Raw genomic sequence first — 19,654 nt, forward strand, 5'->3', positions numbered from 1 at the left:
GGCGTGAGCCGCCGATCACCGCTCAGCAGGCGAGAGCGTGAGATGATGCGGTGCGCGGGCAGGCCTCGCGCACGCTACAGCTTGGCGACCACCAGCAGGCGCTTGATCTCGCCGCTGCGGAAGGCGCGCAGGAACTGATCGTAGTTGCGGAACGATACGCAGCCGTTGGAATCGCCGTTCGGGCCGAGCATGTAGGTATGCGCCAGAAGCCCGGTGCGGCCGTAGACATTGCCTTCGCCGCCGACCGGCTTGAGGCGGATGGCCTGGACGCCGTGGAACAGGGATTCCCGCATCGACAGGTCGTAGATGTGAGGCGGGGTGGCACCGCGCATCCGCTCGCCGACATAGCGAGGATCGTCGAGGCGGTTGCCGAGACCGGAATGGGCCTCGAGGCGCGTGCCGTCGGGCAAGTAGACGGTCTTGGCGCTGATGTCATAGACGGCGGTGTAACGGTCGACACCGGCGGCGGCAGCCGCATTCTTCGAGGTCAGCCCGGGGATGCCGCCGTCCGACGGCGCATAAGCGAGAACCGGGCCGACCGGTTTCGGCGCGCCGAACAGCTTCTGGAAGAACGAGGGCTGCTCGGCCGGCGCATTGGCCAGCGCCACGGAATCGTTTTCCCGGGCGACCTCCGGCTGGCTCGGGCCGCTCGCCCGCTCGTTGCGGGCCTCGGCCGGGCGGGCGCGTGGCATCGGTATGGAGGTGTCAACGGAGGTCTCGAGGGAGGCGAGCACGATCGAGGGCTTCGGCGCCGGGGCGGCGATCTGGGCCGCAAGTGCCTTTTCATCCATCGGCGCCGGGGCGGCTTTGGCCCAGACGGTGGGGAAGCGTTCGTCGAAGCTGGCGCGCGGTTCGGCGGGCATGAAGTCCGCAGCGGCGAAACGCTCGGAGAAGGATACGGGCCGCGGTCCGACCGAGGCCGTGGTGTCGAGCAGGCGGTCGAAGGTGGCGGCGACGCGGTTCTCGCCGACCCATTGCGACGCCGGTGCGGGCGTCGAAAGCGCGGCGGCTGACAGCGATGGCGGAGACAGCGAAGCGGAGACGACCGGGACGTCGGTCTGAGGCGTAGCGAAGTGGCCATAGAGAAGCCCCGCGCCCAGCGCTACCCCGAGCGCTGGGACGCAGGAGCGGACAATGCTGCGATAACCGGAGGTCGGCTTGCGTTTGCGAGCGACCTTCGCGGGGCGACAATACACCCCGGCCCCGACACGCTTTCCCGTCACTTCCCACCCAATTCCACAGTTACAATCCGGTATCGGACTCAAGGATCGCTACCGGACCCCATCCGCAGGCTCCCCCCTGCGGACCGTCTGAACTTTGTGCCGCCGCCTATTTGGCAAGACGACATAGCGGCATTAAGGCCTAGTTTTGGTTAAATGCCGATTAAGTATCGGCTCAACCACCATAATTGTTGAGAACGACGTGGCTTTACGGCACTTTCAAGGCGTTCGGCCATCGGCCCGCCGGTCCGGCGCTGGGGAGGCCGGAGAAAACGGGATAGATGGTTAAAAACGCCGGCTCCAGGTGGAAGTCCGGAATCGGCCGCCGTCGCCCCCCTGGCGGGCTGATCGGCCCGGAAGGATCATGATACCATAATCCTATCGTCCTGACATCTCAAGCCGACTCAGCTGCCGCTGCGGCCGGCGAGCTGGGAAATGAACATGTCGGACCATTTGGCCGGGGCGACCTTGATGGTGCCGGCGCGATGCATGAATTCCACGAAATTCATGATCTTGCTCGGTGTCGTGGCGAACTGCGTATCGGGATCGTCGAGGATCTTGAGGATTTCCTCCTTCGAGACCTTGGTCTTCGACGTCCGGGAGAAGATCTCCGCCGCATCCGCCTTGCGGGTGCGGATGAACTCGTCGGCGGCGTCGAGGGCGGCCACCATTGCTTCCGCCATCTTGGGGTTGGCGTCGACGAACTTCCTGGGCGCGTAGACCACGTCCATGGTGAGATTGCCGATGACCTCCACGGAGTTGACGACGCGATGGATGTGCGGGTCGGCGAGCTCGAGGTAGGAGAAGGGCGGCGAGGTGAAATGCGCGGTCACTTCCGTCTTGCCCGAGGTCAGCGCCGCCAGCGCTTCCGGATGGGGCAGGCTCACGGTGATCGGGTCTAGCTTGGCGAAATTCTCGAGGCCGAACTGCTTGGCCGCCAGCATCTGCAGCACGACCGCCGACAGCGAGGTCTTGATGCCGGGCAGTGCGATCTTGTCGGTGCTCTTGAAGTCGGCGAGACTCTTGATGTTCGGATTATTGGTGTTGAGATAGAGCGACGTGGCGCTGAGCGCGCTGATGCCGACCACTTCGACGTTGGGAATGCCGCGCGCCTTGGACCACAGGGTGATGAAGCCGGGCGCGCCGGTGCCGGCGAAATTCAGCGTGCCGGCCATCATCGCGTCGTTGATGACATTGCCGCCGTCGAGCAGCACCCACTTGACCTTGACGTCGCCGAGGCCGGCCTTCTGCGCTTCCTTCTCCAGGAACTTCTGGTCCTCCATGACGATCAGCGGCAGATAGAGAATGCCGTATCCCTTGGAGATGCTGATCTCCTTGACCTCGGCGCGGGCCGCCGGCATCGCCACGGTCAATGCCAGAGCCACGCCTGCGATCAATCCGGACCAACGGTTCAAGCCGATTGCATTCATGGTCGTCCTCCCTGTTGTGAATCGATTATCGCCTCGGCCGCGTTCTGTCAGGCCTGCATGCCCCAACGGTGCACGGTGCGGCGCTCGATCGCCGCGAACACCACGTGCTCGACGACGAGGCCGATCATGATCACGGTGAACAGCCCGGCGAAGACATTGGCGGTCTCCAGCGCATTGCGGTTCTCGAAGATGAACCAGCCGAGGCCTCCCGATCCGGACGAGACGCCGAACACCAGTTCCGCGGCGATCAGCGTCCGCCAGGCGAAGGCCCAGCCGATCTTGAGGCCGGTCAGGATGCTGGGGAAGGCCGCGGGGATCAGGATCTTGGTCACCAGCCGCAGGCCGCGAAGACCATAGTTCAGCCCCACCATGCGCAGCGTGTTGGAGACCGAGCGGAAGCCGGAATGGGTGTTGAGGGCGACCGCCCACAGCACCGAATGCACCAGCACGAAGATCACGCTGCCCTGGCCGAGGCCGAACCAGATCAGCGCCAGCGGCAACAGCGCGATCGCCGGCAGCGGGTTGAACATCGACGTCAGCGTTTCCAGAAGGTCGGTGCCGATCCGCGAACTGATGGCCAGCGTCGTCAGCAGGCCGGCGAGCAGCAGCCCGACGCCGTAACCGACCAGGAGGGTCTGCAGCGAGAGCATGACCCGCAGCGGCAGCACGCCGTTGGCGATGTTGTCCCAGAACGCCTCCAGCGTCGCCGTGAAGGTGGGAAACAGCAGGGCGTTGCCCAGCCATCGGCCATAAGCTTCCCAGATCAGCGCCAGCGCCACCAGGATCAGGGCCTTGCGCAGCCCGCCGATGCGATAGAGCCGCTGCAGCGGCGTGGCAACGGCTTCGACATAGGGGATGTCGGCGGGCGGGGTCTCGACCACGATCTCCGGCCGGGACAGCGCCAGTAACGAGGCGGTGGCGGTGGTCATTGGTGTGCGCCTCCAAACAGCATGTCGTTGATGCGGGTTTCGAGCTGGCCCTGGGCCGCGGTGCCGAGCTGGCTCACCGGGATGCTGTTGAGCTCGGCCTTGACGCGCCCCGGATGCGGCGAGAGCAGCAGGATGCGGGTGCCGATGCGGATCGCTTCCTCGATCGAATGGGTGACGAACAGCACGGTGAATTTCGTCGTCTCCCACAGCGCCAGCAACTCGTCCTGCATCTTGCGGCGGGTCAGGGCGTCGAGCGCGGCGAAGGGCTCGTCCATCAGGAGGATGTCGGGCTCCATCGCCATGCCGCGGGCGATGGCGACGCGCTGCTTCATGCCCCCGGACAGGGTGTGCGGATAATTGTCGGCGAACTTCGCCAGCCCGACCATCGCGATGTAGTGGCGGGCGCGCTCGGCCGCTTCGTGGCCCGAGGCGCGGCCGCTCGCAGTGAGCGCGAAGGCGACGTTGTCGGCGATGGTCTTCCACGGCAGCAGCTGGTCGAATTCCTGGAACACCATCATGCGGTCGGGCCCGGGTTCGCGAACCTCGCTGCCCTTGAGCCGGATTGCGCCTTCGGACGGCGCGATATAGCCGCCGATCGCCTTCAGCAGGGTGGACTTGCCGCAGCCGGACGGCCCGAGCAGCACGAAGCGATCGGAGCCATGGACGTCGAAGCTGACGCGATAGGTTGCCGTGATGCGGTGATCGACGGTGCGGTATTGCAGCGTGACGCCGTCGACGGCGAGCAGCGGCGCGGAGCCTTGACCGGCCATATCCCCTCCCGATACGTTTTTGTCGTTCCGAAACGGAGCTGTAGCGCGCGGACCTGACGCGAAACTGACTCTTTTGCCCTCTTGCAGAGGACCGTGGCACAGGACCGGGGCGTCGCGCCGTCATTGCCCGTCCCGGGAGGACGCGCCGCGACGGCGCTGGAGGAGATGATAGCGATCAGTCATGCGAATTCTGCTCGTCGAGGACACGCTGGACATCGGCGAGGCGATCGTGGCGCGCTTCGAGCGTCTCGGCCACGCGGTCGACTGGGCCAAGGACGGCGAGTGCGCCGACGATCTGCTCACCGTGCAGCACTACAGTCTCGTCATTCTCGACGTGATGCTGCCGGGGCGCGACGGTTTTTCCGTACTCAGGTCGCTTCGCGGGCGGCGCTGCGCGACGCCGGTGCTGGTGCTCACGGCGCGCGCCGCGGTGGATGACCGGGTCAGCGCGCTCGACCTCGGCGCCGACGATTATCTCGTCAAGCCGTTCGATTATCGCGAGCTGGAGGCGAGGGCGCGCGCTTTGCTCCGGCGCAGCAGCGGCAGCGCCACCAACACGCTGGTCTGTGGCCGGCTGGTGATCGATCGCAGCGCCCGGATCGCCAGCATCGACGGCAAGCCGCTGCCGATGACGCGGCGAGAGTTGACCGTGATCGAGATCCTCGCCGCCAGGCCCGGGCACGTCTTCTCGAAGGAGCAACTGATGGACCAGTTGTTCAGCTTCGATCGCGACGCCAGCGCCAACGCGGTCGAGCAGTGCGTGGCGCGGGTGCGCCGCAAGCTCGAAGGCTCCGGGACCGAGATCAGGACCATGCGCGGTCTGGGGTACCAAGTTGTCGTTATGTAACGGCTGGCGGGGTTCGCTCACCACCCGCAGCCTGGCGCTGATCGCCGCCGCGGTGGTGCTGGGCGCGGCCGTGCTGATCGCCGCCGCGGTCTATTACGCGCGTCTCGCCGCCGGCGAAGCCTATGACCGGATCCTCACCCTCGGCGTGGTCCAGGTGGCGGAGAACCTGTTCGTTCAGGGCGGCGTCATCGCGGTCGATCCGCCGGCGGCGACCTTCGCCTCGCTGTCCTCCTTCGATCTGGTGTTCTACAAGGTGGTCGATCCGCGCGGCGTCGTGGTCGCCGGCCATCCGGACCTGCCGGACGCGGCCAAGCCGGCGAATCCGAACCGCGGCCCGGTGTTGTCGAACGGGTATTACCAGGGCCAAGACATTCGCCTCGCGACGCTTGGCCGCCACTTCGCCGAAGCGCCGGGAGACGGTTGGGCCACCGTCACGCTGGCCCAGACCGTTTCGGCGCGCGACGCCTTCGCCCGTGAGCTCGCGATCAAGGCGGTGATGATCGTGCTGGCGATCAGCGCGCTGGCGCTGCTGGCCGGCGCGCTGGCCATCCGCCTCGCGCTGGCGCCGCTTGCCCGCGTCGAGCGTGCCATTGCGGCGCGCGATCCGAACAATCTCGACGCGCTGGATCTCGAAAGCCCGGTCGAGATCCATGCCCTCGTCAATGCGGTCAATCAGTTGATGGCGCGGCTGCGGCAGCGGATGTCGATGATGCAGCGCTTCATCGCCGACTGCGCCCATCAGATCCGGACGCCGCTCGCCGCGCTCGATGCCCAGGTCGAACTGCTCACGGGCGAGGCGGCGCGCGACGGCGAGCGGATTACGCGCATCCGCCAGCGCAGCGGCGAGCTGGCTCGGCTCACCAATCAGCTGCTCGGCCACGCCATGGTGACGCACCGCGCCAATGCCGGCCTTCCCGGGACGGTGGACCTCGTGGCGCTGGCGCGGAGCGCGCTCGCAGACACCGTGCCCCTCACGATCGAGCGCGAGGTCAGCATCGCGTTCCGCGCCGCGGCGGATCAGGTGCCGATCGCCGGCGATGCCATGAGCCTGCGCGAAGCCATCGGCAATCTCGTCCACAACGCCATCACCCACGGCGCGAACTCCTCGCTTGCCGTCGAGCTCCAGACCATTGCCGACGAAGCCGTGGTGCAGGTGATCGATGATGGTTCGGGGATCGCGGCGGAGGACTGGCCGCGCATGCTGGAGCCGTTCGGCACCGGGCCGCGAGGCGGCTCCGGGCTCGGTCTGGCCATCGCTGCCGACGTGGTCAGGGCGCATGGCGGCACGATCGGCTTTCAGCACCGCGTCGACGGGCGCTTCGCCGTGGTGATTCGATTTCCGAGTGTCAGGCCGGCCGGGCACACGAGCGGTTAGATCACGCCGGTCTCTTCTTCCGCTTCCGCCAGCGTCGCGGCGCTGACCGTGGCCCGGCGACGCGGCACCAGCAGCATGATCGCCGTGGCGCAGGCCATCGAGAGGGCGAGGATGGCGAGATTGAGCGGCAGCGGCGTGGTGAAGCGGCCGCCGAGCAGCGCGCCGCCCTGCGAGCACAGCGCGCCGAATCCCATCTGCAGGAAGCCCATGGCCCCCGAAGCCGTGCCCGAGGCCTGCGGCCGGACGCTGATCGCCCCCGCCGAGGCATTCGACATGACAAAGGCATTGCCGAACGTGATGATCATGTGCGTGCCGAACAGCCAGGCGGGGGCCTGGTTCAGTCCGGTGACGCCCCAGATGGTATTGAGCACCGCGCCGGCGATCTGGATGGAAAGACCCAGCCAGATCATGCGATCGAGGCCGTGGCGCGGCGACAACCGCACCGACACCAGGTTGCCGATCATGTAGGCGAAGCCGGCCGATGCGAACCATGCGCCATATTCGCTGGCGGACCGGCCCATGTGGTTGATGACGAGATAGGGGCCGCCGCCGGCGAAGGCGAAGATGATCGCTGATGCAAGCATCTGGCACAGCACGTAGCCGATGAAGGCGGGACTGGTGCCGAGCGCGCGGACGTCGTTGATGAAGCCGCCCTTGCGCCCGGCTAGCCGGCTCGGCCGGGTCTCCGGCAGCGCGACCAGAATGGCGAGGGTGGTGAAGGCGGTGAAGACGGCGAGGGCATAGAAGATCGCGCGCCAGCCGAACAGCGTGTCGATCATGCCGCCGGTGAGCGGGCTGAGCATCTGGGCGATCATCATCACGGCGATGACGAGGCTGATCATGCCGCCGACCCGGTGGCGGGGATAGAGGTCGCGGATGATGGCGCGGCTGATCACCATGCCGGCGGCGCCGCCGGTGGCCTGTGCCACCCGCGCGGCGATCAGCTGCGGCAACGTCGCGGCGAAGATGCAGGCAATATTGGCGGCGACCACCAGGGCGAAACAGCAGATCAGCACCGGACGTCGGCCGAACCGGTCGGACAGCGGTCCCATCACCAGCTGGGAGCCGGCCATGCCCACCATGTAGAGCGAGACCGTGAGCTGGGCGATCGAGATGTCCTCGCCGAACCGCGTCGCGAGCTGCGGCAGCATCGGCACCAGCATGTAGAGCGAGATCGGCGCGATGCCGTTCATCGCCACCAGCAGCACCAGCGTCATCGCGGTGGCGCGGCCCGTGGCCGTCGCGTCGCGGTCTCGTGCGTAAGGACCGGTCGTCTCCACCACGCCCGACGAACTCCTCCCTGGATAACCCGTCGGGCGCGCGCAGCTCAGGCGCGCAGCGGTGCCGTCGCGGCTTCCAACCAGGAACGAGTTGCATCATCGAGCGTCCCGCGCAACGTGTCGCAAACGCGGACGTGGTATGCGTCGAGCCAGCGGATCTCGTCGTCCGTCATGGCGGCGGGGTCGATCAACCGGCGGTCGATCGGCGCCAGCGTCAGCGTTTCGAAGCCATTCATCGGCTTCTCGGCTCCGGCGATCTCGGCAGCCGTCACCAGCTCGAGATTCTCGATGCGGATGCCGTAGTCGCCGGCCTTGTAGTAGCCGGGCTCGTTGGACAGGATCATGCCGCGCTTGAGCGGCGTGGTGCCGAGCTTGGAGATGCGTGCCGGTCCCTCATGGACCGAGAGATAGCTGCCGACCCCATGACCGGTGCCGTGCTCGAAGTCGATCCCCGCCTGCCAGAGAAACTGCCGCGCCAGCGTGTCGATCTGGGCGCCGCTGGTGCCCTCGGGAAAGACAGCGCGGGCAATGGCGATGTGGCCGCGCAGCACCCGCGTAAAACGATCCCGCATCTCGGCCGTCGGCGTGCCGATCGCAATCGTGCGGGTGACGTCGGTGGTGCCGTCCTGGTATTGGCCGCCGGAGTCGATCAGCAGGAGGTCACCGGGCCGGATGCGGCGATTGCTCTTGCGGCTGACGCGGTAATGCACGATGGCGCCGTTCGGCCCGGCGCCGGCGATCGTCGGAAAGGAGACGTCGCGCAGCGCACCGGTCTCGCGGCGGAAGGTCTCCAGCGCCTCGACCGCATCGATCTCGGTGAGCGCGCCGCTCGGCGCCTCACGGTCGATGAAGGCGAGAAAGCGCGCGAGGGCGACGCCGTCACGCTGGTGGGCGGCGCGCGCGCCGGCGATTTCGGTGTCGTTCTTGACGGCCTTGAGCCGTGCCACCGGATCGTTGCCGCGCACCGGCTTGCCGCCGGCCTCGGTGACGATGCGGCTCAGGGCATCGGCGGCGGTGGCGCTGTCGAGCCCGATCGCCGCGCCGCTGGCGGCGAAATCGGCGAGGCGCGCGGTGAGCGCTTCGGGGCCGTCGACCTCGGCGTAATATTCGAGCTGGTCGCGGATGCTGTTGGACAGCTTGCGGCCGTCGATGAAAAGACAGGGCCGACCGTCCTTCGGCACGATGGCATAGGACAGCGGCAGCGGCGTGTGGGCGACGTCGGAGCCGCGGATGTTGAAGGTCCAGGCGACCGCATGGGAATCCGACAGCACGACGGCGTCGAGCTTCAGGCGCTCCAGCTCGCTACGGATGCGGGCAAGCTTGGCGGCTTCGCTCTCGCCGGAGAATTCCGGGCCATGCGACGACACCGGCCCGACCGGCGGCGCCGGGCGCTCGGTCCAGACGGCATCGACAGGATTGGCGTCGACGGCCACCAGTTCGGCACCGGCCTTGGCGCAGGCGGCCGACAGGCGCTCCACCGCAGCAGTGGTATGCAGCCAGGGATCGAAGCCGAGCCGGTCGCCCATGGTCAGATGAATCTCGAGCCAGCGCTCTGGCGGCGGATCGACCAGCGGGGTGATCGCCCAGGCGGCGGGATCGACCTGCTTGCCGGCTTGGAGCGTATAACGGCCATCGACGAACAGGGCGGCACGGTCGCGCAGCACCACGGCCATGCCGGCCGAGCCGGTGAAACCGGTGAGCCAGGCGAGGCGCTCGTCGGACGGCGGGACATACTCGTTCTGCTGCTGGTCGGCGCGCGGCACCACGAACCCGGTCAGGTTCCGCCGTCGCAGCTCCTCGCGGAATGCGGCCAGGCGAGCCGTCAGGGCGACGCCGCCTTCGGGGTCTTCAAAGGTCTGAAACAGGGCTTCGAACATGGGCGAACCTTAGAACATCATGCCTGACTGTGAATATCGGTTTTCCGCATGATCATTCCATCAACCGGTCGGCGACAATGACCCCAATGACGTTTGTCTTCGCTGTTCTGGATCTTTTTGCTGCAATCGCTCACTGCTTGTGGCAGTGTGATGACAAATGACGGGTCCGAAGGGTTCTGCAGGTCCAGCATAGGGCCGCGGCACCCGCGCGTGCCTCGGGAGGTTACTCGGGGTGAGTTGTCCGGATTTCGTCGGTCGCAGCGGCCAGTTGCGATCAAAACGAGACGAATTGGGGCGGTGCGACCACGGGAACCTCAAGGGGCTGTTCGGCCTCAATGAAGAGGGGACAACGATGCCTGCCTTTTCCTTCGAGAAGTTATCGCCGCCCATCCACCGCGAAACTGTTCCCGTCGCGCCGGTCAAGCCCCGCGGCTTCATTCACCAGATGCTCGATCGACTCGCTGCGGCCCGTCTGCGCCGCAACGGCCACGATGAGACCGCGTCGATGCCGTCTCGCGCCAAGCGGTCGGCGCGCCACAGCTGAACGACGCCGCCTCAGGGCATGCGCAGCAACAGGCTGGTCCAGCCGTCGAGTTGCAGGCGGCGCACCAGGATCATGCCGGCCATGCGGTAGGCGCTGATGACGCTGTTGGCCTGATGCGGCAGCAGTCCCGACAGGATGACATCGGCAGAGGGCGCCAGATGCTGTGCCATCGGTACGGCCAGCCGCTTGAGCGGATTGGCCAGGATATTTGCCATCACCAGATCGAATGGCGCCCGCGCCCGGCCGCGGAATGCCGGCGAAGCGAAGCCTGGCGCGTGCACGGCGCTCACCAGCGGCGCCGCCCGGTTGAGCCGGGCATTTTCGGCGGCCACCTGCACTGACCGGGCGTCGATGTCGCTGGCCAGCACCGGCCGGTGCAGCGCGCGCACCGCTGCGATGGCGAGCACGCCGGTGCCGGTGCCGAGGTCGAGGATGCGGCGCGGCTGGCGCCGGCGCAGCAGGCTGTCGAGCAGGACGAGACAGCCGCGGGTCGTGCCGTGGTGGCCGGTGCCGAAGGCGAGCGCCGCCTCGATCTCGATGCCGATGCGGTTGAGCGGCACGCGGCCGCGGTCATGGGCGCCATGCACCATGAAGCGGCCGGCATCGACGGGCGCCAGCCCTTCGAGGCTTGCTTTCACCCAGTCGGTGGCCGCCACCGTGTCGAACGTCACCTGGCTCGCCGCCGCCTCGCCGCAGGCCAGCGCCACCAGGCCGCGCACGGCCTCGGAATCAGGCTGCGTGGCGAAATAGACCGTCACGTCCCAGGCGCCGTCCGGCCGTTCGAAGGCGGCGATGGCGGCTTCGTTATTGTCGAAGCTCTCGGCCAGCAGGCTGGCGGCGCGATTGGCGCTGGCCTCGTCAGCCAAGGTGAAGCTGGCGCGCGCAGCGGCGGCGGTCGGGGTCGAATTCATTAATCTACCGAAGTGGTTGGGAGAAGTTATCCACCGGTCGTCCACAGGGCACGGGCCCTGTACTCAACCGGTTATGCACAGCGTCAGCAACGCTTTGTCCGCAGCCCTATCCACCGTCAATCCACTTGCTTGTCAACAGCGTGGGGCGCCAAGGAGGAAGGTCGGCCTCGACTCACGCCCCAAGCCTGCGCCGATCCTGCAGGATGATGCGCGCGGCGTTGTGGCCCGGCGCGCCGGTGACCCCGCCGCCGGGATGGGCGCCGGCGCCGCAGTGATACAGGCCCGGCAGCGGGCCGCGGTAATCGGCATGGCCCAGCATCGGCCTTGCCGAAAACAACTGGTTCAGCGTCAGGGCGCCGTGGAAGATGTCGCCGCCGATGAGGCCGAATTCGCGCTCGAGATCGAGCGGCGTCAGCACCTGCCGCGCGAGCACGCTGGCGGCGAAGCCCGGCGCATAGCGGTCGACGGTCGCGATCATCAGGTCGGCGACCTCGTCGCGATGCGCGTCCCAGGATTGGCCCTCCGGCAATTGCGGCGCGACATGCTGACAGAACAGGCTGGCGACATGGGCGCCTTGTCGCGCCAGGGTGTCGTCGAGGGTGGAGGGGATCAGCATCTCGACCACCGGCGCGCGGCTCCAGCCCAGGCGTCGCGCGTCCTGCCAGGCGTCATCCATATAGGCAAGGCTCGGCGCCAGAATGATGCCGGCGGTGAGATGGTCGCCGTCGCCGGGCAGGGCGGTGAACGAGGGCAGCGCTGACAGCGCCACGTTCATGCGGAAGGTGCCGGAGCCGTTGCGCCAGTGACGAATGCGGGTGTGAAAATCCGCCGGTTGCGCCTCGGCGGGCACGAGGCGGGTGTAGAGCAGCGTCGGATTGACGTTGGAGACGATAGCGCGCCCGCGCAGGCTGCGGCCGTCCTCGAGCACGACGCCGGCGGCGCGGCCCTTTTCCACGATCACTTCCCTGACGCCGGCGCCGGTCTCGATCTCGGCGCCATGACTCCTCGCCGCTGCCGCCATGGCCGCGGTGATCGCCCCCATGCCGCCGATGGCGTGGCCCCAGATGCCTTTCTTGCCGTTCACCTCGCCGAAGGCATGGTGCAGCATCACATAGGCGGAGCCGGCGGCGTAGGGGCTGGCGTAATTGCCGACGATGGCATCGAAGCCGAACAGCGCCTTGACGAGATCGCTTTCGAAGCGCTCGTCGAGCAGCTCGCCGGCGGAGCGGGTGAAGAGATCGAGCAGCAGGCGCTTGTGCGGCAGGGTGAGCTGGCCGAGCAGCCGCGCGGTGGCGAGCGCATTGAAGCCTTCGCGCAACGCCCAGGCGCTGAAGCCCTCGACGATATTGGGCGGGGCGCGCAGCACGAAGGCGCGCAGCACATCGGCGATGGTTTCCAGTTCGGCGGTGAATCCGTCAAAGGCCTGTGCGTCGGCGGCACTGAGCCGGGCGATCGAGCTCCTGGTGCGCCCTTCGCCAGTGAGCAGATAGCGGCCGTCGGGAGCGGGCAGGAAATTCTGGGCCCGCCGCTCGACGATGCGCAGCCCGTGATCGGCGAGACGCAGATCGGCGATGATCTTCGGATTGAGCAGGCTGACAGTGTAGGACGCCACCGAATTGCGGAACCCGGGGTGGAATTCCTCGGTGACGGCGGCGCCACCGACCACCTTGCGCCGCTCCACCACCTTCACGCGCAGTCCGGCCCGGGCCAGATAGGCGGCACAGGTCAGGCCGTTGTGGCCCGCGCCGATGATGATGATGTCGTAATCGGGCATGCGCGGCGGGTCTCGTTGCCTCGTATCCCGCGGGTTAGAGCAGGTTCGGCGCGGCTTTGGAAGCACGCGCCCATGCGGTTGCGGATCACATCATGGGGGCGGCGCCGCCGGGTAGTTGCCGCCTTGCGGCGGCTATGGTCCAATCCCGCGCCGGCGCAACGCCCGGCACGTCCGGTCGCAGGCCGGATTCATCGCCGGAGCGTGCATGACTTCGACCGACCTGTCCGAGGCGCCTGCCGCGATCCGCGGTCGTGCGATCATCCTCACCGTCTACACCGCCGCGATCTTCCTCAGTGCGCTGCTTCTGTTCTCGGTTCAGCCGATGTTCGCCAAGATGGTGCTGCCTCGGCTCGGGGGCTCGCCGGCAGTGTGGTCGGTGGCCATGGTGTTCTTCCAGACGCTGCTGCTCGCCGGCTATGCCTACGCCCATGGCTTGATGCAGCTGAAGAGCCGCAAGCTGCCGGTGGTGATTCATCTCGTCCTGCTGCTGGTGGCGCTCGCTTCGCTGCCGCTATCGGTCGCCAGCGGCTGGACGGCGCCGACCGGCGGCTACGCGCTGTGGCTGCTGGCGCTGTTCACGGTGTCGATCGGCCTGCCGTTCTTCGCGCTCGCCGCCAACAATCCGCTACTGCAGGCCTGGTTCTTCCGCACCGGTCATCCCGCGGGCTCCGACCCGTATTTCCTCTATGCGTCCTCGAATATCGGCAGCTTCCTCGCGCTGCTGTCGTATCCGGTGCTGCTCGAGCCGCTGTTCACCCTGCGCAGCCAGAATTTGATCTGGACCGGCGGCTATGTCGCCCTGGTCGTGCTGATCGCCGCCTGCGGGTTCCTGCTGTGGCGCTCGCCGCCCGTGCCGGTCGCCACGCTCGCCGAGACCGATGCGGGCTTGCCGGCGCCGGACTGGGCGACGCGTCTGCGCTGGATATTTCTCGCCGCGGTGCCATCGGGGCTTCTGATCGCGGTTACGGCCCATATCTCGACCGACATCGCCGCCGCGCCGCTGCTGTGGGTCCTGCCGCTATCGCTCTACCTGTTGACCTGGGTGCTGGTGTTCCAGGCGCGACCGCTGCTGCCGCACCGGTGGATGCTGATGCTCCAGCCGGTGGCGATCGCCGGCGACGTGGTGTTGCTCGCGGTGGGCGGCGAGCAGAACCTCCTGCTCACCCTCGGCGGCCATCAGCTCTGTTTCTTCATCATCGCCATGGCCTGTCACGGCGAACTCGCGCGCACCCGGCCGCCGGCGAGAGCTCTCACCGGCTTTTATGTGGCGCTGTCCCTGGGCGGCATGATCGGCGGCCTGTTCGCCGGGCTGATCGCGCCTTATGCATTTTCCTGGGTCGCCGAATATCCGATCCTGCTGGCGCTCGCAGCGCTGTGCCGGCCATTCGATCGCGAGCGCTGGCCGGCCCTGCGCGTCGCGCTGTGGGCGTTGATCGGCGCGGCTGCCGTGGCACTGGTCGTGCCGGCCTGGCGCGGCGGATCGATCGCCAGCTTCCTCGAGGATCACCGGGCTTGGCTCGCGGCCGCGGTCGCCGCCACCGCGGTGCTGTTCGGCGTTGGCTTCAAGGCGAAGCCGTTCAAGGTTGCCGCGCTGGTCGCCCTCGCGCTGGTGGCGATCCGCATCTATCCCGCTGACGAAGGCCGGGTCGAAACCGTGCGCAGCTTCTTCGGCGTGCACAAGATCGTCGAAACGCCGGACGGCCAGTACCATGTGCTGATGCACGGCACGACCATCCACGGCGCGCAGAAGATTCTCAACGCCGACGGCACGCCGGTCACAGGACGGCCGGAGCCGATCTCCTACTATCACAAGGACGGCGGTATCGGTCAGGCCATCGAGGCGGTGCGCGCCCGCAAGGGCGCGCCGTTGCGCGTCGCCGTGATCGGGCTCGGTGCCGGCACGCTCGCCTGCGCGGCGCTGCCCGGCGAGACCTGGAAGTTCTTCGAGATCGACCAGACCATGGTCGACACCGCGCGGGATCCGAAGAAGTTCTCCTATATCAGCTCCTGCATGCCCAACCTGCAGCCGGTGATCGGTGACGCCCGCCTGACCTTCGCCAGGGAGCCGGACGGCATCTACGACCTGATCGTCGTCGATGCCTACTCTTCGGACGCAATACCGATCCACCTCGCCACCGAGGAAGCGATGGCGATCTACAAGGCCAAGCTGGCGCCTCAAGGCGCAGTGGTGATGCATGTCTCCAACCGCCACCTCGAGCTTGCCAGCGTCGTGGTCGGGATCGCCGAGGAGAATGATCTCAAGAGCTGGGTTTACGACGAGGATTCCGGTCGCGACGACGAGTATATCTTCCCGACCAACGTGGTGGTGTCGGCGCGCGACGAGGCCGACGTCGGCACGCTGGCCGCGAGCAGCGTCTGGACGCTGACCGAGCCCGACGACAACCAGCGGGTCTGGACCGACGACTACTCCAACGTGCTCGGCGCGGTCTGGCGGCGGTTGCGTGGCAGCGAGTAGCCATTCGCTCCGATTCCATCGGAGCGAAAGCTCCAGCTCTCCGTTTGGGCGCGTCTTCTACGCGAGAACCGGTGCCCACTTCGCTCGAAAACGCTCTAACGCTCCGGCCAGTGCCACGGCGGCAGCTCGATGCGCTTGAGGCCCACCACCCGGGTCTCGCCGAAATCCTTCTCCAGTGCGGCCAGCCGGGCACTGGCCTCGGTCAGCGCTTCCACCAGCACTGCGTTGTGCGACACCACGATGACCTGGCTGCGCTGGGCCGCGGCGGCGATCAGGCGTCCGAGCGCTGGCACGAGATCCGGGTGGAGGCTGGTCTCGGGCTCGTTGAGCACCATCAACTCGGGCGGGCGCGGCGTCAGCAGCGCGGCCGTGAGCAGCAGATAGCGCAGGGTGCCGTCGGAGAGCTCGGCGGCTTTGAGCGGACGCAGCAGACCGTGCTGGCGCATGGTGGTCTCGAACCAGCCGTCCTCGTATTCGATTTCGACGCGTGTGCCGGGAAATGCGTCCTCGATCGCCGCGTCCAATTCCCGGCTGTTGCCGATTTCGCGGATGGTCTGCAGCGCTGCTCCGAGATCGGCGCCCTCGTGACTGAGAACGGGCGTGTGGGTGCCGACCTGACGTCGCCGGCAGGGGGCTTCGGCATCGGTACGAAAATGATCGTAGAACCGCCACGACAGGATCTTGTCCCGCAGGCGGATCATTTCCGGCGCGCTCCGCGGATCGGCGAAGGCCGTCATCATGCTTTCGAAGCCGGCGAGAGCGCCCGGGATGATTTCCCAGTTGCCGTCGCTATTGACCACGCGCAGCGAAGGTCCGCGACGGTCGATCAGCATGCTGGCGCGGCGGCAGAACGGCCCGGACCAGATGACCTCACGCTTGATTTCCGGATCGAGCATGAAGGCGGAAGTTGCATCGGGCATCGGGTAGCCGAGATCAATGGTGTAGCCGAAATCATCGGCGCCGAAGCCGAGGCGCAGATGATGGGAGTCCCTTCGAAGCGTGCCTTCGACGGCATGGCGGCCGCTGCGCACCGTCGCTCCGGTTTTTTCGGGGCCGGCCCAGAAGGTCGATTGCAGGCCGCCTTCGCGGGCCAGCGACTCGACCAGGCGGCCCCTCGCGGTATCGGCGAGCAGGCGCAGCGCGCGGTAGAGGCTCGACTTGCCGCTGCCGTTCGGCCCGGTCACCACATTGAGCGGCGCGAGCCCGATGACCAGATCGCGGATGGAGCGATAGTTCGAGATCGCCAAAGTCTGCAGCATGCGCAGTCCCTTATCCGACAGCGGCGAATGATCATGTCATTGTACAATCAGAGATGAGGGGCCGTCTTCCGTCATGGGTGAGCCGCGATGTCGCGGCGCGCCGACGCAGAAGGCCCGCCGGACGGCAGTCGGGCGGGCCTGCAACGGGAGGAGCGAGCCGCTCAGGCTGCGTCGGCGAAATCCACCTTGCCGCTGTCGAGATCGTAATAGGCGCTGATGATCTTCAGCCTGCCCTCTTTCGCGAGGCCGGCGAGGATCGCGCTGCGCTCGGTCAGGTGGGCCGCAGTGCGGCGTGCACTTTCGCGGACCGTATTGGTGACGAAGTCACCGGGGGCATCCTTGACCGCCAGCGCCGCCGGCAGGATCGGCTCGATCATCGTCCCGATCGCGCCCGGCAGGCTCAGATTCCTGGTTACCACCTCGCAGGCCGCCGAAACGGCACCGCAGCGCTGATGGCCCATGATGACGAGCAGCGGCGCGCCGAGCATGGCAGCACCGTATTCCACGGTCCCGAGCACGGCGGTGTCGACGAGATTGCCGGCATTGCGGGCGACGAACAGTTCGCCGAGGCCGAGGCCGCCGAACAGGAGTTCGGGCGGCAGGCGGCTGTCGGCGCAGGAGACGATCGTGGCCCAGGGGGCCTGGTCGCCGGCGACATGGGCGCGCTGGCCGCCCAGATCGGCGGCGCAGACCTCGGCATTGGCGACGAAGCGGGCGTTGCCCTGTTTGAGCTTCTCCAGTGCCTGGTCGGCGGTGAGTTCGGTCTTGTGGCCGGCCGCCGCTTCGGCAGGCGCGCTGAGCGCGAGACCCAACCCGCCCGCTGCGGCCGCCATGGTCGCGAGGGCGAGGAAATGACGTCGAGGAAGCGCCGCCGTGCGGCAGGAGATGCACATGTGAAAAAGGCCCTTTCGAAAAGCGAATGCTCGGCAATGCGAGCGGCGCCAGCATACAAGCGTCAGGTTTCAGACTGCTTGCGACTGGTGCGGTGGTTCATAAATCGACTTCATTGTCGCGGCTAGTGTCCCGTCTTCGAATGACCGTGCGAGGGTGAGGCAAATGAAGCGGTAATTCGGAGACAGGACACTAGTGTGGCGTCTCGCAATTGCCTATGCCCTTTACGGCAAGCCCCTGTAGGCAATTGCGAGACATAAGCCACACTAGCACTTTGATTTTGCTAGTGTCCCTATGTCTCCGAATGACCGTGCGAGTGCGAGGCAAACGTAGCGGTAATTCGGAGACAGGACACTAGTGTCCCTTGGTTTCCAACGTTCGTAGAAGCGCCCGCTGCAAGGGAATACGAATGTTGAAAACGATCGTTGCGTTGATCCGCGGGCCTGATCTCGGTCCGACCCGAAGGGCCTACTGGTTGAAAAAGAAGAACTGGGTCCGCGGCTGATAAGGCCGTCTGTAATAGGCATCCGACTCATAGCCGTCGTCGCGCTGAGCGGGCTGGCGGACCCGGCGGCCGCCATAGGACGAGCCGGCAAAGGGGTTCGCAACGTAGGCACGGTTGCGATTGCCGCCGAGCGGCCGGCCGTACTGGTCGACATAGACGTCGTCGGTGCGCGCATCCGCCTGGGAGTCGACGCTTCCCGGCGTCAATTGCACGGGATCGCCGACGTCGTCGCGGGCGGAGGCGGTTCGGCTGCCCGCACCGCGGGCGATGGCCACCTGCGACGAGCCGGTGAGCGTCACCGTGGTGTTGAGCACGCCCTCCCTCTCGACGAGGTCGTAGAGCGTTGCTGCGTTCTCGCGCGACAACCGCACGCAGCCATGGGACGCCGGCGAGCCGAGTCTGCGCACGGAATCGGTGCCGTGAATGGCGTGGCCGATCTTGGTGAAGAAGATCGAGTGGGGCATCGGAGCGTCGTCCCACTCCTTGGAATAGTGGTCCGCTTCCATCCGGAATGCACGGAAGCTGCCGTTCGGTGTCTCGTGCGACGGCACTCCGGTCGAGACCGGCCAGTTGTAGCGTTGCACGCCGTCGACAGCGACGGTCATCCGCTGGCTGTCCTTGTCGATGGTGACCTGCACGGCGGCGTAGGCTGCCTGGCCTGTCAGCGCAACGACGGCGATGGCGGCGATCAGGAGCAGACGGGCGAGAAAATGGCCCGAATGACCGACGGAGAGACCGACGGGGTGATGCTGACTCATGGCTGTCTCTGCTGTCTCTTTCGTCTGTCCCGGTTTGGTCCAGCTGTCTCCTCGGCCCAACACAGTATAAGCACGAAGGATGATGATGGTTCCAGCGCCTTACAATGAAGGTTTATTCATCTTTTTGCGAACGCGGCGAGTTTGACGCTCGCGCTGGGCCGTGTAACTTTGCATGCGCGGCCGCTTCGGTAGCAACAGCGCAACGACGAACGTTGGAAACGAGACACTAGTGTCCTGTCTCCGAATTACCGCTTCGTTTGCCTCACCCTCGCACGGTCATTCGGAGACATACGGACACCAGCAAAATCAAAAAGCTAGTGCGGCTTATGTCTCGCAATTGCCTACAAGGGCTTGCCGCAAAGGGCATAGGCAATTGCGAGACGCCGCACTAGCGTCACAATACCCAGCATCGACGAATGGAGCGCGAGCAGATGACACGTTATCGCAACCTTGAGGGGAAGAGCTGCCTCGACACGCGGCCGGTGCCGGCCCGCTGGCCCGTGATGGCGGCCTTCGCGGCGTTGACGCTGTTGGCGCTCCCGCACCTCGCGCAGGCCCAGGGTATCGTTGGCGGTGCCGAGGAGGGTGTTCGCCGCGGCAATCGGGCAGCCGGGCCGGTTGGCGGCGTTGTCGGCGGTGCCGTCGGCGGTGCCGTCGGTGGTGTGGTCGGCGGGGTCAAGGGCGTGCTCGGCGTGCCGGACCGGCGCTATCACCACCGTCGCCGCTATCATCGCCATTACTGATCCGGAGCCATCGACGCGAGACGAGCCGCCGCCTGAGGGCGGCGGCTGTCGTGGCCGATGCGGGA

At 66.8% G+C, this 19,654-nt stretch carries 16 protein-coding genes; 5 read left to right on the plus strand and 11 right to left on the minus strand.

What is annotated here, in order from left to right; translation table 11 throughout:
* Positions 1-74: 74 nt before the first annotated feature.
* From DB459_RS14870 to DB459_RS14885, 4 genes are all read right to left on the minus strand, one after another.
* Positions 75-1,196, minus strand: coding sequence for a DUF2778 domain-containing protein (locus tag DB459_RS14870; protein WP_253706038.1), 1,122 nt, complete (start codon positions 1,194-1,196; stop codon positions 75-77).
* 428 nt (positions 1,197-1,624) lie between these two features.
* Entirely contained in the window at positions 1,625-2,650 is a 1,026-nt protein-coding gene (locus DB459_RS14875) for an ABC transporter substrate-binding protein (RefSeq protein WP_371926747.1), read from the minus strand.
* A 47-nt stretch (positions 2,651-2,697) separates the two neighbouring features.
* Positions 2,698-3,579 carry an ABC transporter permease gene (locus tag DB459_RS14880; RefSeq protein WP_253706039.1) on the minus strand — a complete coding sequence of 294 codons (882 nt, stop codon included), beginning with the start codon at positions 3,577-3,579 and terminating at the stop codon, positions 2,698-2,700.
* Positions 3,576-4,349 (minus strand): ABC transporter ATP-binding protein, encoded by a 774-nt coding sequence (locus tag DB459_RS14885; RefSeq protein WP_253706040.1) that lies wholly within the window; start codon positions 4,347-4,349, stop codon positions 3,576-3,578. The genes DB459_RS14880 and DB459_RS14885 overlap by 4 nt, the downstream gene beginning before the upstream one ends.
* A gap of 181 nt (positions 4,350-4,530) precedes the next feature.
* On the opposite strand from DB459_RS14885, the gene DB459_RS14890 reads away from it, so the two are divergent.
* Positions 4,531-5,196, plus strand: coding sequence for a response regulator transcription factor (locus DB459_RS14890; RefSeq protein WP_253706041.1), 666 nt, complete (start codon positions 4,531-4,533; stop codon positions 5,194-5,196).
* Positions 5,183-6,571 (plus strand): sensor histidine kinase, encoded by a 1,389-nt coding sequence (locus DB459_RS14895; protein ID WP_253706042.1) that lies wholly within the window; start codon positions 5,183-5,185, stop codon positions 6,569-6,571. The genes DB459_RS14890 and DB459_RS14895 overlap by 14 nt, the downstream gene beginning before the upstream one ends.
* On the opposite strand, the gene DB459_RS14900 is transcribed toward DB459_RS14895, so the two are convergent.
* The gene (locus DB459_RS14900; RefSeq protein WP_253713575.1) at positions 6,568-7,788 is read right to left on the minus strand and encodes a multidrug effflux MFS transporter; all 1,221 of its coding nucleotides are present in this window, start codon (positions 7,786-7,788) and stop codon (positions 6,568-6,570) included. The two genes, DB459_RS14895 and DB459_RS14900, sit on opposite strands and share 4 nt — an antisense overlap.
* A 110-nt stretch (positions 7,789-7,898) precedes the next feature.
* Positions 7,899-9,728, minus strand: coding sequence for an aminopeptidase P family protein (locus DB459_RS14905; protein ID WP_253706043.1), 1,830 nt, complete (start codon positions 9,726-9,728; stop codon positions 7,899-7,901).
* A 352-nt stretch (positions 9,729-10,080) separates the two neighbouring features.
* Between DB459_RS14905 and DB459_RS14910 the strand changes: the two genes are divergently transcribed.
* A complete protein-coding gene (locus tag DB459_RS14910; RefSeq protein ID WP_253706044.1) occupies positions 10,081-10,272 on the plus strand; it encodes a hypothetical protein in 192 nt (63 codons plus the stop codon).
* Between the two features lie 11 nt (positions 10,273-10,283).
* Here DB459_RS14910 and DB459_RS14915 read toward each other — a convergent pair whose 3' ends face one another.
* Together DB459_RS14915 and DB459_RS14920 are read right to left on the minus strand one after the other, a co-directional pair.
* A complete protein-coding gene (locus tag DB459_RS14915) occupies positions 10,284-11,183 on the minus strand; it encodes a 50S ribosomal protein L11 methyltransferase (protein ID WP_253706045.1) in 900 nt (299 codons plus the stop codon).
* A gap of 172 nt (positions 11,184-11,355) precedes the next feature.
* Positions 11,356-12,957, minus strand: a complete 1,602-nt coding sequence (locus tag DB459_RS14920; protein WP_253706046.1) for an NAD(P)/FAD-dependent oxidoreductase — start codon at positions 12,955-12,957, stop codon at positions 11,356-11,358.
* A gap of 205 nt (positions 12,958-13,162) precedes the next feature.
* Here DB459_RS14920 and DB459_RS14925 point away from each other — a divergent pair, with 205 nt between their 5' ends.
* A complete protein-coding gene (locus DB459_RS14925; RefSeq protein ID WP_253706047.1) occupies positions 13,163-15,433 on the plus strand; it encodes a fused MFS/spermidine synthase in 2,271 nt (756 codons plus the stop codon).
* 95 nt (positions 15,434-15,528) lie between these two features.
* Here the strand turns inward: DB459_RS14925 and DB459_RS14930 are convergent, their stop codons facing one another.
* From DB459_RS14930 to DB459_RS14940, 3 genes are all read right to left on the minus strand, one after another.
* Positions 15,529-16,692 (minus strand): AAA family ATPase, encoded by a 1,164-nt coding sequence (locus DB459_RS14930; protein WP_253706048.1) that lies wholly within the window; start codon positions 16,690-16,692, stop codon positions 15,529-15,531.
* Positions 16,693-16,853: 161 nt separating this feature from the next.
* Complete coding sequence (locus tag DB459_RS14935; RefSeq protein ID WP_253706049.1) at positions 16,854-17,585, minus strand: carbonic anhydrase; 732 nt, start codon at positions 17,583-17,585, stop codon at positions 16,854-16,856.
* Positions 17,586-18,051: 466 nt separating this feature from the next.
* Positions 18,052-18,846 (minus strand): L,D-transpeptidase, encoded by a 795-nt coding sequence (locus DB459_RS14940; RefSeq protein ID WP_253706050.1) that lies wholly within the window; start codon positions 18,844-18,846, stop codon positions 18,052-18,054.
* 431 nt (positions 18,847-19,277) lie between these two features.
* Here DB459_RS14940 and DB459_RS14945 point away from each other — a divergent pair, with 431 nt between their 5' ends.
* Positions 19,278-19,589 carry a hypothetical protein gene (locus DB459_RS14945; protein WP_253706051.1) on the plus strand — a complete coding sequence of 104 codons (312 nt, stop codon included), beginning with the start codon at positions 19,278-19,280 and terminating at the stop codon, positions 19,587-19,589.
* Positions 19,590-19,654: the final 65 nt, after the last annotated feature.

The organism is Bradyrhizobium sp. WD16 (assembly GCF_024181725.1).
Classification (GTDB): domain Bacteria; phylum Pseudomonadota; class Alphaproteobacteria; order Rhizobiales; family Xanthobacteraceae; genus Bradyrhizobium_A.

Bases quoted from the DNA above. Each gene is read 5' to 3' on its own strand.
- DB459_RS14875 (WP_371926747.1), bottom strand. From the start codon at position 2,650: ATGAATGCAATCGGCTTGAACCGTTGGTCCGGATTGATCGCAGGCGTG.
- DB459_RS14880 (WP_253706039.1), bottom strand. From the start codon at position 3,579: ATGACCACCGCCACCGCCTCGTTACTGGCGCTGTCCCGGCCGGAGATC.
- DB459_RS14885 (WP_253706040.1), bottom strand. From the start codon at position 4,349: ATGGCCGGTCAAGGCTCCGCGCCGCTGCTCGCCGTCGACGGCGTCACG.
- DB459_RS14890 (WP_253706041.1), top strand. From the start codon at position 4,531: ATGCGAATTCTGCTCGTCGAGGACACGCTGGACATCGGCGAGGCGATC.
- DB459_RS14900 (WP_253713575.1), bottom strand. From the start codon at position 7,788: ATGACGCTGGTGCTGCTGGTGGCGATGAACGGCATCGCGCCGATCTCG.
- DB459_RS14905 (WP_253706043.1), bottom strand. From the start codon at position 9,728: ATGTTCGAAGCCCTGTTTCAGACCTTTGAAGACCCCGAAGGCGGCGTC.
- DB459_RS14910 (WP_253706044.1), top strand. From the start codon at position 10,081: ATGCCTGCCTTTTCCTTCGAGAAGTTATCGCCGCCCATCCACCGCGAA.
- DB459_RS14915 (WP_253706045.1), bottom strand. From the start codon at position 11,183: ATGAATTCGACCCCGACCGCCGCCGCTGCGCGCGCCAGCTTCACCTTG.
- DB459_RS14920 (WP_253706046.1), bottom strand. From the start codon at position 12,957: ATGCCCGATTACGACATCATCATCATCGGCGCGGGCCACAACGGCCTG.
- DB459_RS14925 (WP_253706047.1), top strand. From the start codon at position 13,163: ATGACTTCGACCGACCTGTCCGAGGCGCCTGCCGCGATCCGCGGTCGT.
- DB459_RS14930 (WP_253706048.1), bottom strand. From the start codon at position 16,692: ATGCTGCAGACTTTGGCGATCTCGAACTATCGCTCCATCCGCGATCTG.
- DB459_RS14935 (WP_253706049.1), bottom strand. From the start codon at position 17,585: ATGTGCATCTCCTGCCGCACGGCGGCGCTTCCTCGACGTCATTTCCTC.
- DB459_RS14940 (WP_253706050.1), bottom strand. From the start codon at position 18,846: ATGAGTCAGCATCACCCCGTCGGTCTCTCCGTCGGTCATTCGGGCCAT.
- DB459_RS14945 (WP_253706051.1), top strand. From the start codon at position 19,278: ATGACACGTTATCGCAACCTTGAGGGGAAGAGCTGCCTCGACACGCGG.